Genomic DNA, 20779 nt, shown 5'->3' with positions numbered 1-20779 from the left:
ATTTAGTGAAATCGGTTACATAAAAAGCCCCGAAGAAAATGTTCTCGGGGCTTTTTATTTGTGCAGTTGTTGGCATTTTCGTCTGTTGTGGAATTTACTTAATAGAGAAAATGTAGGAAATTTCTTAAGTAAACGTTAAGTCGGGCGATAACTATAATTACAACAATAACTATAAGTTTGCTATCAAATTGAGGGAACCTATGAGATTTAGCCAAAAAATCGTTGCTGCTTCGTCTGCACTGCTATTGGTCACCGTTACACTGCTGTCTATTCAACAATTACGTACTGTTAAAAATGAAGTTGAAGATCTGGTTGATACTAGCCTGACCGAAATGGTTAAAGGTGTCAGTAATACGGTGGTATCAGAAATGGAGAGTAAGAAGTCTCTTGCTCAATCCACCACCGAAGTGATCGAGCTTGATCCACAGAATCGCCAACTGGTGAAAGAGATTCTAGAAAAGCCAAATCTAAAAAGAAGTTTCCTTGCGGTAGGCTTCGGCTATGAAGCGGATGGTTTTGTCGTTGAGAATGACGATGGTTGGGAAGCCGGCCCTGACTATGACCCGCGTGTTCGCCCTTGGTTTAAGGATGCGAAAGCGCAAGGTCGTTTAGTGGTTACTGACCCTTACGTTGACGTCTCTTCCAAGAAAGTGATCATCTCTATTGGTACTCCAGTGAAAGAGAATGGTCAGTTTATGGCAGGTATGTTCTACGATATGGAGCTCAGTGGATTGGCCGACCTTGTAAACAGCATCAACCTTCTTGATGCGGGTTATCTGTTTATCGTCACAGCGGATGGCACTACTATTGCTCACCCTGATACGGCGAATAACGGCGAGAATCTAACCAAGTATTTACCACAAGCTAAAGTACAAGAAGGCACTCAGAGACTCGAACAGGACGGTGTCCAATTGATGGTACGCTTCCAGAAAGTCCCTTCAGAGACCTGGTATATCGGTGCGGTTGTGGATGAAGAGATCGCCTTTGCAGCCATTTCAGACATGCGTAACAGCTCAATTATCTATGTGGTTATCGGTGTGATCTTGAGTGTGGTTGTATTGAGCTTCTTGATCAAAGTACTGATGCGTCCATTAGCAACACTTAACGAAGCGATTAAGGATGTAGCGTCAGGACAAGGAGATCTGACTAAACGTCTAGATACCAACACCGATAAGGAATTTGCTGAACTGGCGGGAGGGTTCAACACCTTTACCGAAACCCTGCAGAAGCAGATTCAGCAATCTAAAGCGATTGGTGCTGAGATATTGCGCGGCACCGAAATGACAGTACAAGGCTCTCAACAGTCGGCTGCGGCAATGCAAAGTCAGCTCCATGAACTTGAGCAATTGGCTACCGCAATGCATGAGATGGCGGTGACGGCAACGGAAGTCGCAAACAACGCTCAAGGAGCGGCAGGTGCAGCCAAAGAAGCCGATGATGCAACCCAAGATGGTTCATCTGTTGTGAGTGCCACGACCGCATCGATCGATATGCTGTCTGCTCGTATCGACCAAGCTGTCGAAGAGGTTCAGGGATTAGAGTCTGCGACTGCGAATATCGAAACCATTCTAAAGGTTATCAACGATATTGCTGACCAAACTAACTTACTTGCTTTGAACGCAGCAATCGAAGCGGCGCGTGCTGGTGAGTCGGGTCGTGGTTTTGCCGTGGTGGCAGATGAAGTACGTACTCTAGCGCAGCGCACTCAGGAATCAACCACTGAAATTCGCAGCATGATTGAACAGCTTCAAGCAGGTGCTAGCTCGGTATCGGCGGCAATGAATGAGAGTAAAAACACTGCGATTGATGCCGTAGACAAAGCGCAAGCTGCCAACGGTGCATTGGAACGTATCCGTGAGGCCATTCAGCGTATCTCTGATATGAACATGCAGATTGCATCCGCAGCGGAAGAACAGAGCCTCGTAGCGGAAGAGATCAATACCAATACGGTTAAGATTAAAGATTTGTCTACTCAGGTTGCCGATGCAGCCGAAGAAGCCAATATGGCGATGCAGGTTCAGACTGAGAATGTACGTGAACAGGATGCGATTCTGAACAAGTTTATCGTTTAGAGTCGAACTGCAACAAAAACGCCAGCGAGTTCGCTGGCGTTTTTATTTGGATTTTGACGTTTCTCCAAGCACACACTTGTCATAAAAAATTTTGGTAATGCTATAAAAACAATCGAATTGTCATGCACTTACACTTTAGTTAGGATTGATATTTATCTAACAGATTGATCTTATCTCTCATCATAACAGCCAGTAAATCAATGTCTTGTTTTAATCCAGATACTTGGCCAAGCATGATTTTGTATTCAGTCACAATAATAGCTTGAGTTAGGTCATCCATATCTAAACACAACGCAGCGCCCTTTAACTTATAAAGAGTTCTTTCAAGTTTTGGTAAGTCACTTTTATTCTCAACCAACAACTTAATGTCGTCTTGGAAGCAAGCGATAGTAACTTCATTAAGCCTTTTTACTTCTTCATTATTACAAACTTCTAACCAATACATAAGAGGTACCTTATTGCTTTTATACACCATCAAAAATTTCTGATGACGCGAAACTCACACTATTTAAGTTATCTAGATAGTTGTCGAAACCTTCATAAAGTACCCTCTCTATTGTATTGTTTTTTTCGTTAATAATTTCTTTTGTTAATGAAACACTTTCTTCTTTAAACGCTAAAAAATTCACTGCAACCAAAGAGGTTATAATGGCTACGATTAATAAAATTAATGTTGTTAATACTTGAAATTTGAACTTATCCATTTTCCCTGGCTTCTTCTGTTTATATATGATCTAGCCCAGATACGATATGTAAAAATCATCACTGGCTAAATTGGTTTTACTACCAAGTTTAATTATTTGATGCGTTCCTTTTGGTGCGATTTTCTATCGTTCATCATTGATTTTAAATCTTGCATTTTGAGATTTAAAATCTCTATGTTGGTGTATATTTCTTCCATAATCGATTCTAGCACCTGTTCTCTACTCAAGTCTGATGCCACTAAGCTATTAACCCATTCCTGAGTCTCGATTAGATTTTTTCTATTCTTACTATTCATGCACTCTCCCATGATTTAAAAGTATCAATAGCAGTTGTAGTTCTAAGCCATATGATGTCCTGAATATAACAAGCTTCTTTCCATGATGCGTGTAGGAGTATGTGTGTTCATTTGTAGGGTTAATCTTGTTTTGTTTGTTATCTAGTTTTTTTGGTTAAATCGATGGAACGAAATCAAGAAGCTACAATCCAAACGGCATCCCCTCATCAATCGCCGCAGTCTCATGCCTAAACCTCGTTACAAAACAACTAACTGGAAGCAGTACATAAAGCCTTAATCCCCAGCGGTTTGTGGACCTTTTTTTGTTGATGAGGAAAAACATTCTCTTTATCGGATACTGCAATGCATCGCGTAAAACAGCGCCTACCATGTCTTCTAATCGAATTATGTAATGACAAAGCCTAGATTCATCGAAAGTTATTTGTCGAAAACCAACGAATAGAGATTTTTAGGACAGTTGCCTTCTTTGATAAGTGACTAAAGAATATTCTTACATAATTTACCCAAAACATCTGACATACGGAATAAATAAAAATAATTACTATGGCGGCCTAACATTATCGTTAGTAACAAATTGCTCAAGAGGCTTCTATGAATAAAAAAATTAATTCTCTATTGTTTGTCACATTACTATCTGCATCCCATCTTACGTATGCCAACCAAGGACAAATCACTTTAATGGGTAGTGTTACCACACAAACTTGTGAACTGTTTGTCGCTGGCGCTGATGCATCAGGCAACGTGGTAGAACTAGGTGTGGTTCCAGTGAACGGAGTAGGCTCTGAAGTCTCGTTTGAACTAAAGCCAGATCCTACTAGCTCATGTGCTTCATTAACAGGCGCTAACATGCTTGGAGCAGACGTTACTTGGGGTGGCTCTGCTCTTAGTGGGGAAGGTATAAGAAATGAAAACGGTAGCGCGGTAGGCTCAGTCGTAGAGCTGACGGCAAAACCAGCAGCGGGCTCTACAGTGATTAACTCCCTGAATCCGACTGTCGCATTTGCTGCAAGTGAAGCAACGGGGGCTGCTGCATCAATGGCTTTCTCGGCCAAACTGAAAGCAGGAGCTACGGCTGGTACGTACGCTAGTACTATATCGTACACAGTGGCATATAAGTAAATAATATAGGTGCAGCGAGCTTGAGAAAACTCCTCGAGCTCGCTGATTTGGAGGCAAGCTTTGTTGATTCGGCTTCTAACGATACTTATATTATTTAACATAAGTATGACACACGCAAATGAATATCGAGAAAACACTTCATATTTTGATTTGTCCCAAATAGAAAATGAATTATTCAAGCAATACTTATCGAATGATTTTGAGCTATTTCAGGGCGATAACATCCTCGATGTCTATGTCAATGGTGAATATATAGGTAGTCATAGTTTTATTGTAAGAGATTTTGAAATAAGCAAAAAATCAATTTGCTTTGATTTAAAATGGTTAGAGTCAAATAGAGCTCTACGCGGGATTAACTATCAGGAATATTATGTTCAATATTACAATGAGAAATACGACTGTTATTATCTAGCGCTAGAAACACACACGCAATTGCAAATAGATGCACATCATGCGCAAATTAAATTAAATATACCACAAGCCTACTTTAAGAAAGATGAAGAAATAACTGACTATGATTTTGGCATTAACGCTGTCAGGATGTCATATCATGGATCTATTTATGACGGTTTCAAAGGTGATCTAGATTACTTTGGCGATGCTGATTTTACAATTAACTATAATAAATGGGTCGCTAGCCTTAAAGTGTCAATGGATAAGAACTCGATGTATTTTTCTTCGGCTAGTGCATACCAAGCAATTCCAAGTATACAATCATATTTGTCAATCGGACAATTACAGTCTACAAGTGAAATGAATAACTCATTTAGTTTCCTTGGTTTGGACCTGTCGAGCTCAGAAAGCATGAAAAATTCTAGTTGGGTCGGTTACTCCCCAATTATTTCAGGTAATTTAGATAGTTCTTCAGTAATTAAAGTTTTCCAAAATGGAGTTTTACTACTTCAAGATAAATATCCATCTGGTCCTTATGTTATCACGAATCTTAGACCTGTATCTACCGGTGATATTGAGGTCGTAATATATGATGAGCAAGGGGGAAGACGTACAGAATTATATCCTGTAACCATTATACCTGAGCTAATGAGACCAAATTCAAGTGATTATAGTATTTCGCTAGGCTACAAACAGAGCTCACTAAGTTTGGAAAATATTAATGTTAAAGATGAACCATTATTTTTAAGTGCTGGATATTATCAAGGTAGCGACTACATCACTTGGGGAAGTGAAATTTTATTGAGTGACGGATACTTATCGGGTGGACTCTCTTTTTCTTCACAATTCGGTAGCGTAGGAGCAGTTTCTACATTTATAAATCACTCAATTTATGTTGATGAAAATAAAAATAAAAAGAGAGGGAACTCTTTTAATATAAAATATTCTAGATCGCTGGGTGACGTAACAAATCTTCAATTGTTGAGTTACTACTACAAAGATGAGGACTACCTGAGCTTTTCTGATTATGGCTATATATTGAATAAGTATGACAAGCCAAAATCGCGTTATGAGGGGAGAGTATCTTCAAGAATACTTGAATCAAATATTTCGGCATCGCTATGGAACGAGAGTTATTGGGGCCAAGAGTACAATAAACAAGGGGTCACAATTTCAAGTTCGATGAAAATTTACGACGTTCAAACATCGGTCAATGCAAGTTATTACGAAGATAATATTGGTGACTCATTCCTCCTGACAGTAAATTTAGGACTAACAAATGATAACGGAAACCAGATGTATAATTTATCCTCGTCATTTAGTGAAGATAGAATAAGTCGAACCGTTTCTGCATCCTTTGTCGACGGTGATAGGAACTCTACAAATCTATCCTACTTTGATAATGAATATACAAAGCGATTTTCAATGCGACATCAAGCACGAAATAATATATCGAATTATTCGCTATCCACCTATTATGAGGACCATGGAAATGGTGAATCAGATTATCATTTTAGTGGTTCTGTAAGAGGGAACGTATACTGGACCGAGAAAACTGGGGTAGGACTATCATCAACGAATCAAGAAACCTTGGCTGTCATCGAAGTTGAGGATCTGCCAAACGTACGTATCAAAAGAACGATTACAAATAAAAACGGCATTGCACTTGTCTCATTACAACCATATGCCACAAATAGAATTGACCTCGATTATCGAAATATAGAGACTGACGTAGATCTATCAGATAGTTCATTTGAATCTAAACCTGTAAGAGGTGCGGTAGTATATAAAAAATCAAGTGTTACACCTGTCTATAACTACTACATTAATATAGTTGGAGAGAATGGTATTTTAAAAAATGGAGCCAAAGCAATAGATAGTAAAGGCAAGCAAATTGGATATGGTAATGGGAACCTCATCATTATTACAGCCAAGGAGCTCAATCAAGTAGTATATATTGAGGGGGCTTTAGGTGAGAATTGCAAGATCGACATGACACAGTTGAAGGTAAACATAGATAAAATTCAAAATGCGAGGTGCATAAATTGATGCGTATATCATTATTTTTTATAATTTCCACAATCTCTATGTATAGTCAAGCTGCTTTTGTATTAGATAGTACTAGGTATATTTTCGATGAAAGTGACAAGTTGTTGAGGTTAAATATTATCAATAAATCCGAACAAAGAACCGCTGGCGTGGTTAGCATAAATAGTGATATTAAAAGTGATGGACAAGATAGTCCAGTAATTGTTGCTTCTCCTCCAGTATTTAAAATAGATAGTGGAAAGGCACAAGCTGTCAGATTGAAAATTTTAAACAAAGAAAGTTTAGCTAAGGATATAGAGAGCTTATTTTGGATTGAAGCGCAAGAAATTCCTATTATTCAGAACTATTCAGCTAACTCGCTGGTGATAAGTATGAATACGAAGGTAAAGTTATTTTATAGACCGTCATCCATCTCTAAGAATAGGTACTTGGCAGAGCAATTAATTTATTTTATCAATAATAAAAACTCTATAACACTATACAACCCTACACCTTTTCATTTTGCTCTTACAAAGATGACAATTCATGACAGTAATAAAGACATACTGGCTCCGGATAGTGTTGTAAGTGACCTCGCTGTCTTTCCACCGTTTAGCGAAGTTACTTGGTCACAAGAAGGTGTTACGTCGATAGATTCATTGACTATTAACGCAATAGATGACTGGGGTGCGACCAAGAGCTACACGATAACAGGAAGACGATAAAATGATTCGATTGATTACTCTTGCATTCTTGATAGTTATATCTTTACCTAGCTACGCTACTTGTGGGGCAAATGCAGATGATACAATTCATAAGATTATATGGATCGCAGATGAATATCTAAACTATGAGGCTGATATTTCAACTTTCAATAGCATACCTATTGGAACTGAACTAATGACAACTCGATTAAAAGCATCTCAGACGAGTGATCCTAGCAAGTTTTTATTAACTTGTAATACTAGAGATAATTTTTATGCTTCAGCCCTTGGGCATCCATATTCACTTTATCCCATAAGATTTGATGGTAGTGTTGTATATAAAATAAACGATTATCTGGCAGTAAAAACACGAGTGGACTTTAAAACTTACCGATTTGGAAGAATTAACTTGGTGACTTGTAATGTCACGCCAGGAGGCGCTTTATGTGCAAGGGATGTTTCAGCAATTCATCCTGTAGCTTTAGTTACTACACTGATAAAAACTGCCCATACTCCCCAAACTTTCACCAAAGTGATACCAAACAAAGATATTTTCAAATTAAGTGTTAGTAGTGGCAGTCTTAGAACTAGTTCAAGCAGACGGTGGCCCGGAGGCACTATTAAGATATATAACTCTATTGAAACGCCAAGGCTATCGTTTAATAATGAAAATATTATTCTTTCTGGTACCACTACTGATAGCAACCCTAAGACTAAAGAAATCAACTTTTTCAATATATTTAACCCAAATATAGTTGATATCGATAGCTCTAGGTATTCTATTTCTTTCACGGCTGACAATACTCTCTCTACTACCATAGGTAGGTTAGGTGATGCATTTTACGCCATTAAGCATACTTCCGCTAATGTAGATGTGCCGCTAGATGGAACTGAATTTCCACCGGAATTGGTTCCTTCAATCCCCGCAAATAGTGAAGAGAATATTCCGTTACTAATTACTACAAATTTCTTTGGTACACAACCAGGTATTAAGCGGTCAACGATTGTTGTGACTTTAACAGTGAAGTAAACTAACATGAATAAGCTATTCCACACTACTTTATCGTTGATGATATATATGATGTTATCGTCAGCATATGCAAGCGATGGTTATATTGGCGTAAAGTTTAATAAATTTGTTCCGAAAGATGATGACTTGGCATTAGTCTCGAATTCTGGATTCTCTTATGGGCTGCTTTATGGTTCCAGAATATATGACCGTGTGGATATCAATCTGACTTTAAGTAAGCTACCTTCAGTGGCCGTAGATAATATATATGATATTGGTGCAGCATTTAAGTTTGATATGTTTGATATTAGGGAAAACCTCACTGCTTACACATCGTTGGGGATAGGCCATGCTTCCCCTAACAATAGATTTGACTCTTTTTACCCTAAATTAACCTTAGGCCTTACGTATTTCTTTGACAGCAATTCCAGAATTTCTTTTGGTTATCAATACGATCAACCTAGAGAGGATGGACATACGATGGACTACCTCTCATCTTTTATTGAATTCAGTTATAATTTGAACTCTAAACAAAGGGAAAGTAATGAGATAATTAAAGAGTCAAAAACCATCGCCTTCGAAGGAAATGACCACCAGTACGAAAGTTATGTGAAGGAAAATGTTTTTTCCGAGCAAACGGGTTATGTGTTATTTCCTAAAAATTCATCATATTACAGTGCTGAAGAAAACAGCAAGGTAATAAAATTTTTAAACAGTGTTGATAGAAGTAAGATACTTAATATAGTTGTGACTGGGCATACCGATTCTAATGGAGATGACTCTTACAATTTACTTATGAGCAAAAAAAGAGCGTACCGTGTTGCAGATTTAATTGTGAATCTAGGCTTAGAGGATGAATTGACTAGTGTCAACTTTGAAGGAGAGAAAAATCCTCTGGTTGAAAACGATACTGAGGAAGGTATGGCCACTAATCGCCGTGTTGAAATCAAAATTATTTACTCAAATGATTAGTAGAAAAATATGCGTTATTGCTCAAGAAAGCTAGAATATTAAAAATGCAACATATTGCTAGCCGTTAACTTTCGACGATTATATCTAATCCTATAAACTTATTTATAGCTTTGACAATCGCCATGATTCCGTTCATCTGAGCATAATAATATTTCAAGGCCAGTTTTTCGCTAGTTAGTCATTTATTTAAGGGCATTGCAGTCTCATGCCGACCACAGTCGTTCACTGTATGAAACCGTGTTAGCAAATAACGAAGTACTTTAAGCCTCGGTTACGTTAGATAAGCTCAGCAAGGCCCTTTTTCAAATTAAAGTGTCAGATCTAGTCGGAACTAATGCACATTAGCGTCTGTCTTGCCACAAAGCTATTTTGACTTCTGGTTTAGGTAATCTAGTACCACTTCATGGTGATCTTTGGTTTTGAATTTTTGGAATACATGTTCGAGGTTACCAGCTTCATCAATTAGGAAACTGGTTCTAACAACTCCCATATTTTCACGACCCATAAACTTCTTAAGTTGCCAAACACCGTACTTTTCACAAACAGCGTGTTCTTCATCGGCTAGCAACGTGAAGTTCAGCTCTTGCTTATTGATAAAGTTGGTTAGCTTTTTTGGGGCGTCAGGACTGACGCCAAGAACCACAACATTGTGATCATCCAGTTCAGCTTTATTGTCACGTAATCCTTGAGCCTGAACGGTGCAGCCTGGTGTTGAAGCGCGTGGGTAGAAGTAGAGCAGTACTTTTTTTCCTTGAAGCTCAGATAGTGTCACTGGGTTATTGTCCTGATCATTCAGGGTAAAATCTGGTGCTGTTTGTCCAGTTTCAATTGCCATCGGTTTTTCCTTATTTTCTAATATATTATATCCGCCGTAGAGTGAACCCCTACGCCGTGTTTTGAGCCTTTATTTTGTTAGTGTGCGTCCATCACATCAAAGCCGAGTGTTCATGACACGCCTTATTGACTATTTTTTATGAAATTAAGTGAGCCTTGTACCTCTAGGTCACGGCAAAGCGTGTCGAACTCTTCTTGTAATTGCATCAGGTTACACTCGGACCCAACGGTAGCCGTGATGGCAATGTGAAATTGATCTGACGCCGCATCGATTTTGGCTTTATCTATGGTCTGAGCACTGAGCGAGGATAAACCGATCTCTTTTTGAGCAAAAAAGTGAGTAAATTTTTCCGTCAGTCCAGGCTTATCAGCCGATTCTACAAACACTTCAAGCGTGTAGGCGTTTTCTAGATAAGCGTGAGTAGATGTGCGTTTCATTATCGTGATCAGATCATGCTCTTGACCAAGCAGGGGAAGGGTCGTTTCTACCCGAGTGATGGCAGCATTGTTACCTGAAAGTAACATAATGAGAGTAAATTCATTGCCGAATAGGGCGATACGACTGTCAACAATATTGCATCCAGACTGAGTGACTAGGTGTACAACTTGGTTGCAGACACCCGGGCGATCTGTTCCTACCGCAGTAATCACTAGATGTTGAGTCATAGGTTCACTTTTATCAAAGTTGTTTTTATTAATGAGAGAGCTTAGCACAGAAGCGAGTGAGAAAAATGCGCCAGACAACGCTTTTTGTTACCGAATTGAGTCTGCTTTAATCGGATCGACAACGAGCACCGAATTCTTCACTTAGTACTGACACGGCGGAAAATAGAAGGAGTATGTTGCCAGAGTTCTAACATCCAATAAATATTCATTCATTTAGGTGATTTAAGCGCATCTAAGTGCTTGTCTTTATCAATCGCCTTACAGTACCATGCGATAAGTATCTAAATTAGGGAGAAAGACATGTTTTCAGGAAGTATTGTAGCGTTAATTACACCGTTTAATCATGATGGCGAAGTAGATTACGTGAGCCTGAAGAAGCTGGTGGAGTACCATATTGCAGCGGGCAGCGATGGCATCGTAGCAGTCGGTACGACCGGTGAATCGGCAACGCTGACTATTGAAGAGCATGTCAAGGTCGTGACGAAGTCGGTCGAATTTGCTGACGGGCGAATCCCTATTATTGCTGGAACGGGTGCAAATGCAACGCACGAGTCTGTCACATTCAGCCGTCTACTAAACAACTCAGGGATTGCAGGTTGTTTAAGTGTTACGCCTTACTACAACAAACCAACGCAAGAAGGTTTGTACCAGCACTACAAAGCCATCGCAGAAGAGAGCGATGTACCACAAATTTTGTACAACGTACCAGGCCGTACTGCGGTAGACTTACTGCCAGAAACAGTGGCGCGTTTGTCTGAAATCGAAAATATTGTTGCACTTAAAGATGCGACAGGCGATTTAAGCAGAATTGCAATTCACCGTGAACTTTGTGGCGAAGATTTTATCTTACTAAGTGGTGACGACCTAACAGGTTTGGAATTCGTTAAACAGGGTGGCAATGGTGTTATCTCGGTAACCAATAACATTGCAGCCGCAGACATGGCGAAAATGTTCAAACTGGCTCGTGAAGGTAAGTACGAAGAAGCGGAAATTATTAACCAACGCTTGATGCCTTTACATAAAAACCTGTTTATCGAGTCGAACCCAATTCCAGTCAAGTGGGCAGCGCATAAACTAGGCCTGATTGAACATGGTAGTTTGCGTCTGCCACTGACAGAGCTATCTGAAAGTGCTCGCCCGACTGTGGCTCAAGCAATGACGGAAGCTTGCATTTACTAAATTTGAATATGGATGGCCGGAGCAATGCTCCGGCTTACAAGTATCAGGAGTTTCAATGAAATTGTCTCACCAGCTAGTCGTCAGTTCACTAGCTGTTTTTGTTTTAAGTGCATGTTCAGGCAGTGCGACACAACGTCGTCAGGCTAAGGATGACTTTGAATACTTAAATACGGCACCGATGCAAGAGTGGAAGTTGGCTGAAGGGGCAACTCCGCAGTTTTACACTAACTATCAAATTCCTCAGGGGGAGTTTTCTGGTGGTGTGGGTAAAGAGGTTGATATTCGTCCTCCTCAGCAAGTATTAGAATTGATTCCGGGTGCAAGAGCTGAACGTAGGCGCGGTGAAACGACACTTTGGCTACTCCGTGAAGATGAAGTTGAGAAAGTTTGGCAAACCGCAGAGAAGATGCTGCAAGAGCGAAACATAGCGATTCGCGAACAGACTTCAACACGTATAGAGACGGATTGGGTAAGCTGGATGTCTGAAGACGAGGACGTTGAGCTTGGCGCACGTTACCAAATTGAGCGCGTCGTTGCTGATGGCCGTCATGGCTTTCGTATTTCTCTAATTGATTGGCGTGAAGCAGGTAAAAAGCTACCTGTTACTGCTACTAACAAAGAACGTTACAACGCGCTGATGACTAACTTAGTGACGGCTCGTTATGACCTAGACTTACGTGAAGAAGCAGCTCGTAAAGCAGAACAGTTAGTGAAGCAGATCCCGATCACAATGGGTTCAGACCGCAGTGGCTTCCCTGTTATTATTGCTCGAACTCAATACAACGTACTGTGGAACCGTCTACCGACTCTTCTGCCGACTATGGGCTTTACTCTTGAAGAGCGTAACCAATCTCAAGGTACGGTCAAAGCGAAGTATGCGGCACCTGATGATCAGTTCTGGAACGATATTGGTGTCAAACCAATTGGTCTAAACTCTGGGACTTACACCTTCCTATTTGGTGATCTTGGTAACCGTACTTCAATTAACGTGACCGATTCATCTGGTAAGCCAGTCGAAGCAAAACTGCTTGAAGATATGGTGCCAGTGTTGGCTGCGGTTGTTGAAAAACAAGCGCGGTAATCCCGATTGTTCCCAATAAAAAAGCTGACCTAAGGTCAGCTTTTTTTGTATGTGTTTGTCGTGATTACAACACCATTGCTGCAATCCAACCAAATACAATCAGTGGGATATTGTAGTGGATAAAGGTTGGTACCACGGTTTCCCAGATATGTTCGTGTTGACCATCAGCATTTAGACCAGATGTTGGGCCTAAGGTTGAATCAGAAGCCGGAGAACCTGCATCACCCAAAGCCGCTGCGGTACCAACAAGTGCGATAGTGGCCATCGGTGAGAAGCCGAAAGCCGCCGCGAGTGGTACGTAAATAGTGGCAAGAATTGGAATGGTTGAGAATGATGAACCAATCCCCATTGTTACCAACAGACCAACAACCAGCATCAGTAGTGCCGCCATAGGTTTGTTATCACCAATACTGGTTGAAAGTGCTTCAACGAGAGATTCAACACCACCCGTTTGTTTCATCACTGCGGCAAAACCTGCCGCTGCAATCATGATAAAGCCGATCATTGCCATCATGTGAACACCTTTAGTGAACACGTCATGGGTTTCTTTCCACGCAATCACACCGCCGAAAGTAAACACCATAAAGCCAGCAAGGCCACCAATAATCATAGAACCAGTTGAAAGCTGAACGCTAAGAGCGGCAACAATACCGACAGCGGCAACCAATACGTTTTTCTTGTTGATCTCCTTTGGACCTTCTTCAACATGAGTCAGCTCAGTTTCTTTATACTGGCGAGGCTTGCGATAGCTAAAGAAAATCGCAGTAACAAGACCAAAAACCATACCAGCAGCAGGAAGCAGCATAGCAACAGGCACTTGGCTTGCAACGACGCTTTCTAGGCCGTTCTCGTGCAAGTTTTTCAGCAGAATGTTGTTGAGGAAGATACCGCCAAAACCAATCGGTAGCACCATGTAGGGTGTAACGAGACCAAACGTCAGTACACAAGCAATCATACGACGATCGAGGTTTAGCTTGGCAAACACGCCTAGTAGAGGTGGAATAAGAATTGGGATAAAGGCGATGTGAACAGGAATAATGTTTTGTGATGACATAGTCACCAAAACTAATGCAACCAGCACCGCATACTTCAGGCCAGTTGACGCCGATGCGTTTTCTTTCCCGTGAATACGTTTAATCACGCTATTTGCTAGCAGGTCTGTGATTCCAGAGCGAGAGATAGCAACAGCAAAAGTACCGAGCATTGCATAGCTTAGAGCGATGGTAGCGCCACCACCTAGACCACTTTCAAATGCGGAGATAGCTTGATTCAGTTCCATACCTGAAACCAAGCCACCGACGATAGCACTGAATGTCAGTGCGACCACGACATTGACTCGCATCAGTGCTAAAGCAAGCATGACACATACAGAAATGACAACAGGGTTCATAATTTACTCGTAAGTTGTGTTTACATTTTTATTTTATTGTTTCGGCATCCGATGCAACGAGTGGCCAGCCACCAAGAGCTTTCCATTTATTGACAATGCCGCAAAAGAGCTCAGCCGTTTTTTGAGTATCGTATAGAGCTGAGTGGGCTTCTTTATTGTCAAATTCCATCCCGGCCGTTTTGCACGCTTTAGCCAAAACAGTCTGACCGTAGGCCAAACCACTTAGTGTTGCAGTATCAAAGGTAGCGAAGGGGTGAAATGGGACACGCTTTAGCTTGCAGCGCTCGCTCGCTTCCATCACGAAATTGTGATCGAAAGTTGCGTTGTGAGCGACCATGATGGCGCGGCTACAATCTGCAGCTTTTTGTTCCTTGCGCACAAGCTTGTAGATTTCCTTGAGAGCATGGTCTTCTGTCACAGCACCACGCAGCGGACTATATGGATCGCGAATCCCATTAAAGTCGAGCGCTTCTTTTTCAATGTTAGCGCCCTCAAAAGGTTCGACATGAAAATGAATGGTTGACGCGGGGACAAGATCGCCGTTTTCGTCCATCTTTAGAGTAATGGCACAGATTTCCAGTAGGGCATCTGTTTTGGCGTTGAATCCCGCAGTTTCCACGTCAATAACGACGGGAAAGTAACCACGGAATCGTTTTTTTAGCGTCAATGCTTCGTTTTCTATAGTCATGTGTGCTTCGTATTATGTGACAGGGCAGGCATTATTGCAGATTCTTTCAGCAAGAAAAACCGTTAATGCTGATTGAAAAAGAAACATTGGAAATTTGTACTATACAAATGTGTTGGCTAGATTTTTGCATTGTATTTGTCGCGGGCGATCGAGCGGCAAAAGCCACCTCGCCAGAGTTCAGCTAAGAGAAGAAGTATCGTATGAAGAAGTTGTTTGCAACCAGTTTAGCCTTGTCCATGACAGCGTTTACTGTCCAAGCGTATGCGTTGGATAAGCAGTATGTTGCAAAGCCTCAGCAATCGACGTGGCAAATGGTTGCCAATACACCATTGGAATGTCGGCTCGTACATCCTATCCCCAATTATGGTGATGCGGTGTTTTCTTCTTACGCCAGTAAGAAAATCAATCTCGACTTTGAGCTCAAGATGAAACGCCCTATGGGGCAAACTCGTGATGTTAGCCTTGTCTCTATGCCTCCAGCATGGCGACCAGGAGAAGGTGCCGACCGGATAACCAGTATCCGCTTTTTCCAACAGTTTGATGGCTATGTTGGCGGACAAACTGCGTGGAATATTCTGGGTGAGTTAGAGAAGGGGCGATACCCGACATTCAGTTATCAAGAATGGCGCAGCCGTGACGAAAGAATAGAGGTTGCACTCTCATCGGTGCTTTTCCAACGTTCTTACAATGTCTTTAGTGATTGTATTGCCAATTTACTGCCTTACAGCTTCGAAGATATCGCATTTACTATTCTTCACTATGACCGTACTAGCGTAGAGCTAAATAAACAGTCACAGAAACGCTTGGCGCAAATTGCTGAATATATTAAGCACAACCAAGATATCGATTTAGTGCTTGTCTCAACCTATACCGATGCCGATGATAGTAAGAGTTCGAGCCAAAACTTATCGGAACGACGTGCAGAAGTGTTGCAAGAATACTTTAAGTCGTTAGGCTTGCCGGAAGATCGTATCCGGGTTCAAGGTTATGGTAAACGTCGACCGATTGATGATAACTCATCACCAATTGGCAAAGACAGAAACCGCCGTGTCGTTATATCCTTGGGTCGTACTCAGGTTTAAACCGCTGAGCAATTCAACAGCTAAAAGCCAGCATATTGCTGGCTTTTAGCTATTGAGGGCACCAGATCAGTTTAATCTGAATTTAGCAATCAGGTTACAATTGGTAGCAGTATCAATATCTTGCACCATTCTAGCGATGTTTGGATTAGGGTGTCTTTTCATAAATTCGATCAGGGCTTTCTTACAGCATCCCATCGAGTCAATGAAAGCATCGCACTGGGTATTTGGGCATTGTGGGACGAGAGTCAGTACTTTTTCTGATGCTAGTTGGAGATACTTCAGTTCATATTTCTCGTCGCCAATATTGCGCCAGAACATCGCCATGTTGTGGCACGATATCACTGAAATCATCAAACGATCTTCTACATCGACCTCGTCTTGCTCACTAATACGTTCACTCAGAGTGAGCGCTTGTTGGTAATGAAGTATGCCACGTAGATGGTCATCATCACTCATGGCTAGATCAGCCAGCAAGGTATGCTTCTCCCATTCGGTAATGCCCATGTTATCAATCTCCTCGGTGCGAACAGTTAGAGATTAAGTGATAATCATTATCAAGTAAAGTCTAAAAATTAGGACAGTAAGTTGCTGTCCTAATGTTGGATTGATGCTAGGGCGTTTTAGCCTTCCAAACCTGCAGAGGCTTGCTTGTTTTGGATCAGCTCGATCATGTAACCATCTGGGTCTTTAACAAATGCGATATGCGTTGTACCGCCTTTAACAGGGCCAGGTTCACGAGTCACATTGCCTCCTGCAGCTTTGATCGCATCGCAAGTTGAGTAAATGTCGTCGACGCCAATAGCGATGTGTCCAAATGCAGTTCCTAGGTCGTATTCCGTCGTTCCCCAGTTGTAGGTCAGCTCAATCACAGCGCCTTGAGATTCGTCACCAAAGCCAATGAAGGCTAGCGTGTATTCGTACTCTTTATTTTCATTAGTACGAAGTAGCTGCATTCCCATTACTTCAGTGTAAAACTTGATTGATTTATCTAAGTCCCCAACACGAAGCATCGTGTGTAAGATGCGTCCATTTGACATTGTTATGCTCTCCTAGTTTTCTGGATATACTTTTTCTTTAAATTCACAAAGGTCTTCTATGATACAGCTGCCACAACGTGGTTTGCGTGCTACACAAGTGTAGCGACCATGGAGGATTAACCAATGATGAACATCGAGTTTGAATTCTTTAGGCACAACTTTGAGTAGCTTCTCTTCCACTTGGTCAACGTTTTTCCCCATTGCAAGCTTGGTGCGGTTGGCAACGCGGAAGATATGAGTGTCGACAGCAATTGTTGGCCAGCCAAACGCGGTATTGAGAACGACGTTGGCGGTCTTTCGTCCCACCCCTGGCAGTGCTTCTAACGCTTCTCTATTTTCAGGTACTTCGCCGCCGTGCTGTTCGATTAAGATCTTACAAGTCTTGATAACATTTTCGGCTTTGGAGTTGAACAGACCGATGGTCTTAATGTACTCCTTGACGCCATCAACACCGAGATCGAGCAGCCCTTGTGGCGTGTTTGCAACCGGATAGAGCTTGTCTGTGGCTTTGTTGACACTGACATCCGTTGCTTGTGCTGATAACAGAACGGCAATTAAAAGCTCAAAAGGTGTGTTCCAGTTCAGCTCTGTTTGAGGGTTCGGGTTATCTTCCCTCAAGCGTTCCAGTATTAGTATTCGTTTCTCTTTGTTCATTTGAGGCTGCTTTCCAGTGTTTTATGCCACGCGAATAAAAGAATGCGCGGTTTTTTATTGGTTGGTTACGCGAGCTCGTTCAATAGTCTGTTTTTGTTGTTTTGGCTGACGAGCTTGGACTTGTTTGTCGATGACGTTTTTCGCTGCGATCAGTAGTCCCACGCCGATGAAGGCACCCGGTGGTAACAGCGCCAGTAGGAAGCTGTTATCGAAGTGGAAAATTTCTATGCGCAAAGATGTTGCCCATTCACCCAATAGCAAATCTGCACCATCAAATAGAGTGCCGTTACCGATGATCTCACGCATAGCACCCAACACCACCAGTACACTCGTCATGCCTAAGCCCATCCAAAACCCATCTTGTGCAGAGGGCAGAACATCGTTTTTCGACGCAAAAGCTTCAGCGCGACCAATGATGATACAGTTGGTCACAATTAAAGGGATGAAGATGCCTAGTGATAGGTATAAACCGTAAGCATAGGCGTTCATCAACAACTGCACGCAAGTCACCAATGCGGCAATGATCATCACAAACACCGGAATACGTACCTCTTTAGGCACGTAATCACGGACTAATGATACGGTGACGTTTGAGCCAACCAGCACCAATAGCGTTGCGATTCCAAGTCCAAGTGCGTTGGTCACGGTAGAAGAGACCGCTAACAGTGGGCACAGACCAAGAAGTTGAACTAACGCAGGGTTGTTATCCCACATGCCGTTCTTAATCAGTGTTTTATGATCACTCATTGTTGCCTCCACATGTGAGTGGCTGAGCCAGTATTTGATCTCGGTGAGTATTGACGTACTCAGCCGTCTTTTTGACCGCTTTCACAACGGCTCGTGGTGTAATGGTTGCACCGGTAAACTGATCAAATTGACCGCCATCTTTGCGAACTTTCCAATCGGCTTGATTGCTATCAGTCAAAGACTTACCCGCAAACCCTAAAATCCAGTCGCTGATGCGTAGATCAATTTTATCACCAAGCCCAGGTGTTTCTTGATGGCTAAGAACACGAGTACCAGAAATCGCACCATCTTGTTTGATACCGACGATGATTTTAATCGCTCCGTTATAGCCATCTGGTGCGATAGCTTCAATTGCCATAGCGGAAGGTTGACCATTTAGTGTCGCCATGTACACAGGCATGTCAGCATCAGTGCCCAGAAGTGGGCTATTGACCAGAGTACAGGCCTTATAGAGCTCATTATCGTGCAGATCGTGAGGGATCACCTGATTGAGTACTGATAGCAATTGTTTCTGTTGCTGCAAGTTGATCTGATCTTTAGTCAGATAGTTTGTCAGTGCCACCACACCTGTAGAAGCGCAGGCAAAAATAGCCAGTACGGCACCATTTTTTCGAATAGCGTTTAACATGACGTAACCTTAATGCCCATAAGTTCTTGGTTTGGTGTAGTAATCAATCAGAGGTACACACATGTTGCCAAGCAGTACAGCGAACGCCACACCATCAGGGAATCCACCCCAACTGCGAATAATAAACACCATAGCACCGATAAAAGCACCGAAGATGAGACGCCCCTTAAGTGTTGTAGACGCTGAAACGGGATCGGTTGCGATAAAGAAGGCGCCAACCATGGTTGCACCAGATAACAGATGTACGATAGGCGAAGCGGTTGTGCCAGGCATAAACAGCGCAAATAGGCTGCTGATTAGCGTTAAACCGATCAGAAAACCTACTGGGATGTGCCAATTAATGACTCTTAGTTTAATTAGCAATAGTCCACCAGCGAGATAGGCGAGGTTAACCCACTCCCAACCAATGCCAGCCAGACCACTAAATTGAGGTTGACTCAAAGCTTCGCTGCTCGTGTGGCCGGCTAAAAGTGAAGTTTTAAAGGCATCAAGTGGCGTCGCCATGGTAATACCATCAATGCCACTACGAATTTGCTGCAGCGATAGCCCTTCTAAATTTAGGCCTGTAAATATCAGCGATAATGCATCACCACTGGAGATTGGTGTGGCTTGTAACTCGGCTGGAGAGATCCAACTGGTCATCTGTACTGGGAATGAAATCAGCAGTACAACGTAAGCAACCATAGCTGGGTTAAACAGGTTTTGACCGATACCACCGTACAAATGTTTTGCAATGATGATGGCAAAGATAAGGCCAATGGTAATCACCCACCAAGGAGACAAAGGTGGAATCGCGATGGCTAATAGCCAAGCCGTGACTAACGCACTGTTGTCTCTCAAGGCAGACATAGGATGGCGCTTTCGAGCGACCATCACCAAGGCTTCTAACGATAAACCAATCACAATTGCCATCATCAATTGGATGATGGTTCCCCAACCAAAGAAGTAGGTTTGGGCAGCCAAACCGGGTAGGGCGCAAAGCGCGACCCATTTCATAAGATCAGGAGTGCTTCTACGACTGTGCGCATGGGGTGAGCTGGCAATAAAAAAGGCCACTACTCTTTCTCCTCAAATTGTTTTTGTTGTTCTTGCTGTGCTTTACGAGCTTTAGCTCGGGCAATAGCCGCGGCAACCGCTGCCTTCTTAGGATCTTGCTCGGTTGTCGTGCTTTCCTGAGATGGTTCCGGAGGTGTTTCAGATGGTAGCTCAGTCTCAGCACTATTTTGCTGCGCCTTACGTGCTTTAGCGCGAGCGATAGCGGCCGCAACGGCGGCTTTCTTCGCATCGCCAGCATCGGCAGATTCATCTTGTGCAGGTTTGTCAGCTTCGCCACTGTCTTGCTGCGCCTTACGTGCTTTAGCACGAGCGATAGCGGCCGCAACGGCGGCTTTCTTCGCATCGCCAGCATCAGCAGATTCATCTTGTGCAGGTTTGTCAGCTTCGCCACTGTCTTGCTGCGCCTTACGTGCTTTAGCACGAGCGATAGCGGCCGCAAC

General features: G+C 42.3%; 22 protein-coding genes and 1 pseudogene. 9 read left to right on the top strand and 14 right to left on the bottom strand.

The window, feature by feature from the left end; all coding sequences use genetic code 11:
- Window positions 1–200: 200 nt before the first annotated feature.
- Window positions 201–2072 (top strand): methyl-accepting chemotaxis protein, encoded by a 1872-nt coding sequence (locus ACQEXT_RS19250; RefSeq protein ID WP_331418112.1) that lies wholly within the window; start codon window positions 201–203, stop codon window positions 2070–2072.
- Window positions 2073–2211: 139 nt separating this feature from the next.
- Here the strand turns inward: ACQEXT_RS19250 and ACQEXT_RS19245 are convergent, their stop codons facing one another.
- From ACQEXT_RS19245 to ACQEXT_RS19235, 3 genes are all read right to left on the bottom strand, one after another.
- Complete coding sequence (locus ACQEXT_RS19245; RefSeq protein WP_138973081.1) at window positions 2212–2517, bottom strand: hypothetical protein; 306 nt, start codon at window positions 2515–2517, stop codon at window positions 2212–2214.
- 19 nt (window positions 2518–2536) lie between these two features.
- On the bottom strand, window positions 2537–2776 hold the full coding sequence (locus ACQEXT_RS19240; RefSeq protein WP_331418114.1) for a hypothetical protein: 240 nt from the start codon (window positions 2774–2776) through the stop codon (window positions 2537–2539).
- Window positions 2777–2868: 92 nt separating this feature from the next.
- Window positions 2869–3072, bottom strand: a complete 204-nt coding sequence (locus tag ACQEXT_RS19235) for a hypothetical protein (protein WP_426953233.1) — start codon at window positions 3070–3072, stop codon at window positions 2869–2871.
- Window positions 3073–3663: 591 nt separating this feature from the next.
- Here ACQEXT_RS19235 and ACQEXT_RS19230 point away from each other — a divergent pair.
- The 5 genes from ACQEXT_RS19230 to ACQEXT_RS19210 all read left to right on the top strand — a co-directional run bounded on the left by ACQEXT_RS19230 (window position 3664) and on the right by ACQEXT_RS19210 (window position 9297).
- Window positions 3664–4191: a hypothetical protein gene (locus tag ACQEXT_RS19230; RefSeq protein WP_331418116.1), complete on the top strand. Its 528-nt coding sequence runs from the start codon at window positions 3664–3666 to the stop codon at window positions 4189–4191.
- Window positions 4192–4296: 105 nt separating this feature from the next.
- Window positions 4297–6633 (top strand): fimbria/pilus outer membrane usher protein, encoded by a 2337-nt coding sequence (locus tag ACQEXT_RS19225; protein WP_331418117.1) that lies wholly within the window; start codon window positions 4297–4299, stop codon window positions 6631–6633.
- The gene (locus tag ACQEXT_RS19220) at window positions 6633–7337 is read left to right on the top strand and encodes a fimbria/pilus periplasmic chaperone (RefSeq protein ID WP_331418118.1); all 705 of its coding nucleotides are present in this window, start codon (window positions 6633–6635) and stop codon (window positions 7335–7337) included. Before ACQEXT_RS19225 ends, ACQEXT_RS19220 begins: the two co-directional genes overlap by 1 nt.
- A 1-nt stretch (window position 7338) precedes the next feature.
- The gene (locus ACQEXT_RS19215; RefSeq protein ID WP_331418119.1) at window positions 7339–8346 is read left to right on the top strand and encodes a hypothetical protein; all 1008 of its coding nucleotides are present in this window, start codon (window positions 7339–7341) and stop codon (window positions 8344–8346) included.
- A gap of 6 nt (window positions 8347–8352) precedes the next feature.
- Window positions 8353–9297, top strand: a complete 945-nt coding sequence (locus ACQEXT_RS19210; protein WP_331418120.1) for an OmpA family protein — start codon at window positions 8353–8355, stop codon at window positions 9295–9297.
- Between the two features lie 364 nt (window positions 9298–9661).
- Here ACQEXT_RS19210 and bcp read toward each other — a convergent pair whose 3' ends face one another.
- Together bcp and ACQEXT_RS19200 are read right to left on the bottom strand one after the other, a co-directional pair.
- Window positions 9662–10132: a thioredoxin-dependent thiol peroxidase gene (gene bcp / locus ACQEXT_RS19205; protein WP_138972070.1), complete on the bottom strand. Its 471-nt coding sequence runs from the start codon at window positions 10130–10132 to the stop codon at window positions 9662–9664.
- 122 nt (window positions 10133–10254) lie between these two features.
- Entirely contained in the window at window positions 10255–10797 is a 543-nt protein-coding gene (locus tag ACQEXT_RS19200; RefSeq protein WP_138972071.1) for a glycine cleavage system protein R, read from the bottom strand.
- A gap of 300 nt (window positions 10798–11097) precedes the next feature.
- On the opposite strand from ACQEXT_RS19200, the gene dapA reads away from it, so the two are divergent.
- Entirely contained in the window at window positions 11098–11976 is an 879-nt protein-coding gene (gene dapA / locus ACQEXT_RS19195; RefSeq protein ID WP_138972072.1) for a 4-hydroxy-tetrahydrodipicolinate synthase, read from the top strand.
- 55 nt (window positions 11977–12031) lie between these two features.
- Window positions 12032–13057, top strand: coding sequence for an outer membrane protein assembly factor BamC (gene bamC, locus ACQEXT_RS19190; RefSeq protein WP_426953232.1), 1026 nt, complete (start codon window positions 12032–12034; stop codon window positions 13055–13057).
- A 64-nt stretch (window positions 13058–13121) separates the two neighbouring features.
- Here bamC and ACQEXT_RS19185 read toward each other — a convergent pair whose 3' ends face one another.
- Together ACQEXT_RS19185 and rnt are read right to left on the bottom strand one after the other, a co-directional pair.
- Window positions 13122–14447: a Na+/H+ antiporter family protein gene (locus tag ACQEXT_RS19185; RefSeq protein ID WP_426953231.1), complete on the bottom strand. Its 1326-nt coding sequence runs from the start codon at window positions 14445–14447 to the stop codon at window positions 13122–13124.
- Window positions 14448–14475: 28 nt separating this feature from the next.
- Entirely contained in the window at window positions 14476–15135 is a 660-nt protein-coding gene (gene rnt, locus ACQEXT_RS19180) for a ribonuclease T (protein ID WP_138972075.1), read from the bottom strand.
- Between the two features lie 236 nt (window positions 15136–15371).
- Between rnt and motY the strand changes: the two genes are divergently transcribed.
- A complete protein-coding gene (gene motY / locus ACQEXT_RS19175; protein ID WP_426953240.1) occupies window positions 15372–16217 on the top strand; it encodes a flagellar protein MotY in 846 nt (281 codons plus the stop codon).
- A 66-nt stretch (window positions 16218–16283) separates the two neighbouring features.
- On the opposite strand, the gene ACQEXT_RS19170 is transcribed toward motY, so the two are convergent.
- The 7 genes and pseudogenes from ACQEXT_RS19170 to ACQEXT_RS19140 all read right to left on the bottom strand — a co-directional run.
- On the bottom strand, window positions 16284–16721 hold the full coding sequence (locus tag ACQEXT_RS19170) for a DUF2753 domain-containing protein (protein ID WP_426953230.1): 438 nt from the start codon (window positions 16719–16721) through the stop codon (window positions 16284–16286).
- 116 nt (window positions 16722–16837) lie between these two features.
- Entirely contained in the window at window positions 16838–17254 is a 417-nt protein-coding gene (gene gloA / locus ACQEXT_RS19165; protein WP_269376200.1) for a lactoylglutathione lyase, read from the bottom strand.
- Window positions 17255–17266: 12 nt separating this feature from the next.
- Entirely contained in the window at window positions 17267–17908 is a 642-nt protein-coding gene (gene nth / locus ACQEXT_RS19160) for an endonuclease III (protein ID WP_426953229.1), read from the bottom strand.
- Window positions 17909–17962: 54 nt separating this feature from the next.
- On the bottom strand, window positions 17963–18655 hold the full coding sequence (locus ACQEXT_RS19155) for an electron transport complex subunit E (protein WP_138973628.1): 693 nt from the start codon (window positions 18653–18655) through the stop codon (window positions 17963–17965).
- Window positions 18648–19283, bottom strand: a complete 636-nt coding sequence (rsxG, locus tag ACQEXT_RS19150; protein WP_426953228.1) for an electron transport complex subunit RsxG — start codon at window positions 19281–19283, stop codon at window positions 18648–18650. Before rsxG ends, ACQEXT_RS19155 begins: the two co-directional genes overlap by 8 nt.
- 9 nt (window positions 19284–19292) lie before the next feature.
- Window positions 19293–20339, bottom strand: a complete 1047-nt coding sequence (gene rsxD / locus ACQEXT_RS19145; RefSeq protein ID WP_426953227.1) for an electron transport complex subunit RsxD — start codon at window positions 20337–20339, stop codon at window positions 19293–19295.
- Window positions 20339–20779: pseudogene (locus tag ACQEXT_RS19140) on the bottom strand (electron transport complex subunit RsxC); the annotation flags it as partial. The pseudogene ACQEXT_RS19140 and the gene rsxD, both read right to left, overlap by 1 nt.

Source organism: Vibrio sp. TRT 29B02 (assembly GCF_050113655.1).
Lineage (GTDB): Bacteria > Pseudomonadota > Gammaproteobacteria > Enterobacterales > Vibrionaceae > Vibrio.
Note: the sequence above shows the minus strand (reverse complement) of the source record. Positions and strands in the feature narration are given on the sequence as shown.

Bases quoted from the DNA above. Each gene is read 5' to 3' on its own strand.
- ACQEXT_RS19250 (WP_331418112.1), top strand. From the start codon at position 201: ATGAGATTTAGCCAAAAAATCGTTGCTGCTTCGTCTGCACTGCTATTG.
- ACQEXT_RS19245 (WP_138973081.1), bottom strand. From the start codon at position 2,517: ATGTATTGGTTAGAAGTTTGTAATAATGAAGAAGTAAAAAGGCTTAAT.
- ACQEXT_RS19240 (WP_331418114.1), bottom strand. From the start codon at position 2,776: ATGGATAAGTTCAAATTTCAAGTATTAACAACATTAATTTTATTAATC.
- ACQEXT_RS19235 (WP_426953233.1), bottom strand. From the start codon at position 3,072: ATGAATAGTAAGAATAGAAAAAATCTAATCGAGACTCAGGAATGGGTT.
- ACQEXT_RS19230 (WP_331418116.1), top strand. From the start codon at position 3,664: ATGAATAAAAAAATTAATTCTCTATTGTTTGTCACATTACTATCTGCA.
- ACQEXT_RS19225 (WP_331418117.1), top strand. From the start codon at position 4,297: ATGACACACGCAAATGAATATCGAGAAAACACTTCATATTTTGATTTG.
- ACQEXT_RS19220 (WP_331418118.1), top strand. From the start codon at position 6,633: ATGCGTATATCATTATTTTTTATAATTTCCACAATCTCTATGTATAGT.
- ACQEXT_RS19215 (WP_331418119.1), top strand. From the start codon at position 7,339: ATGATTCGATTGATTACTCTTGCATTCTTGATAGTTATATCTTTACCT.
- ACQEXT_RS19210 (WP_331418120.1), top strand. From the start codon at position 8,353: ATGAATAAGCTATTCCACACTACTTTATCGTTGATGATATATATGATG.
- bcp (WP_138972070.1), bottom strand. From the start codon at position 10,132: ATGGCAATTGAAACTGGACAAACAGCACCAGATTTTACCCTGAATGAT.
- ACQEXT_RS19200 (WP_138972071.1), bottom strand. From the start codon at position 10,797: ATGACTCAACATCTAGTGATTACTGCGGTAGGAACAGATCGCCCGGGT.
- dapA (WP_138972072.1), top strand. From the start codon at position 11,098: ATGTTTTCAGGAAGTATTGTAGCGTTAATTACACCGTTTAATCATGAT.
- bamC (WP_426953232.1), top strand. From the start codon at position 12,032: ATGAAATTGTCTCACCAGCTAGTCGTCAGTTCACTAGCTGTTTTTGTT.
- ACQEXT_RS19185 (WP_426953231.1), bottom strand. From the start codon at position 14,447: ATGAACCCTGTTGTCATTTCTGTATGTGTCATGCTTGCTTTAGCACTG.
- rnt (WP_138972075.1), bottom strand. From the start codon at position 15,135: ATGACTATAGAAAACGAAGCATTGACGCTAAAAAAACGATTCCGTGGT.
- motY (WP_426953240.1), top strand. From the start codon at position 15,372: ATGACAGCGTTTACTGTCCAAGCGTATGCGTTGGATAAGCAGTATGTT.
- ACQEXT_RS19170 (WP_426953230.1), bottom strand. From the start codon at position 16,721: ATGGGCATTACCGAATGGGAGAAGCATACCTTGCTGGCTGATCTAGCC.
- gloA (WP_269376200.1), bottom strand. From the start codon at position 17,254: ATGTCAAATGGACGCATCTTACACACGATGCTTCGTGTTGGGGACTTA.
- nth (WP_426953229.1), bottom strand. From the start codon at position 17,908: ATGAACAAAGAGAAACGAATACTAATACTGGAACGCTTGAGGGAAGAT.
- ACQEXT_RS19155 (WP_138973628.1), bottom strand. From the start codon at position 18,655: ATGAGTGATCATAAAACACTGATTAAGAACGGCATGTGGGATAACAAC.
- rsxG (WP_426953228.1), bottom strand. From the start codon at position 19,283: ATGTTAAACGCTATTCGAAAAAATGGTGCCGTACTGGCTATTTTTGCC.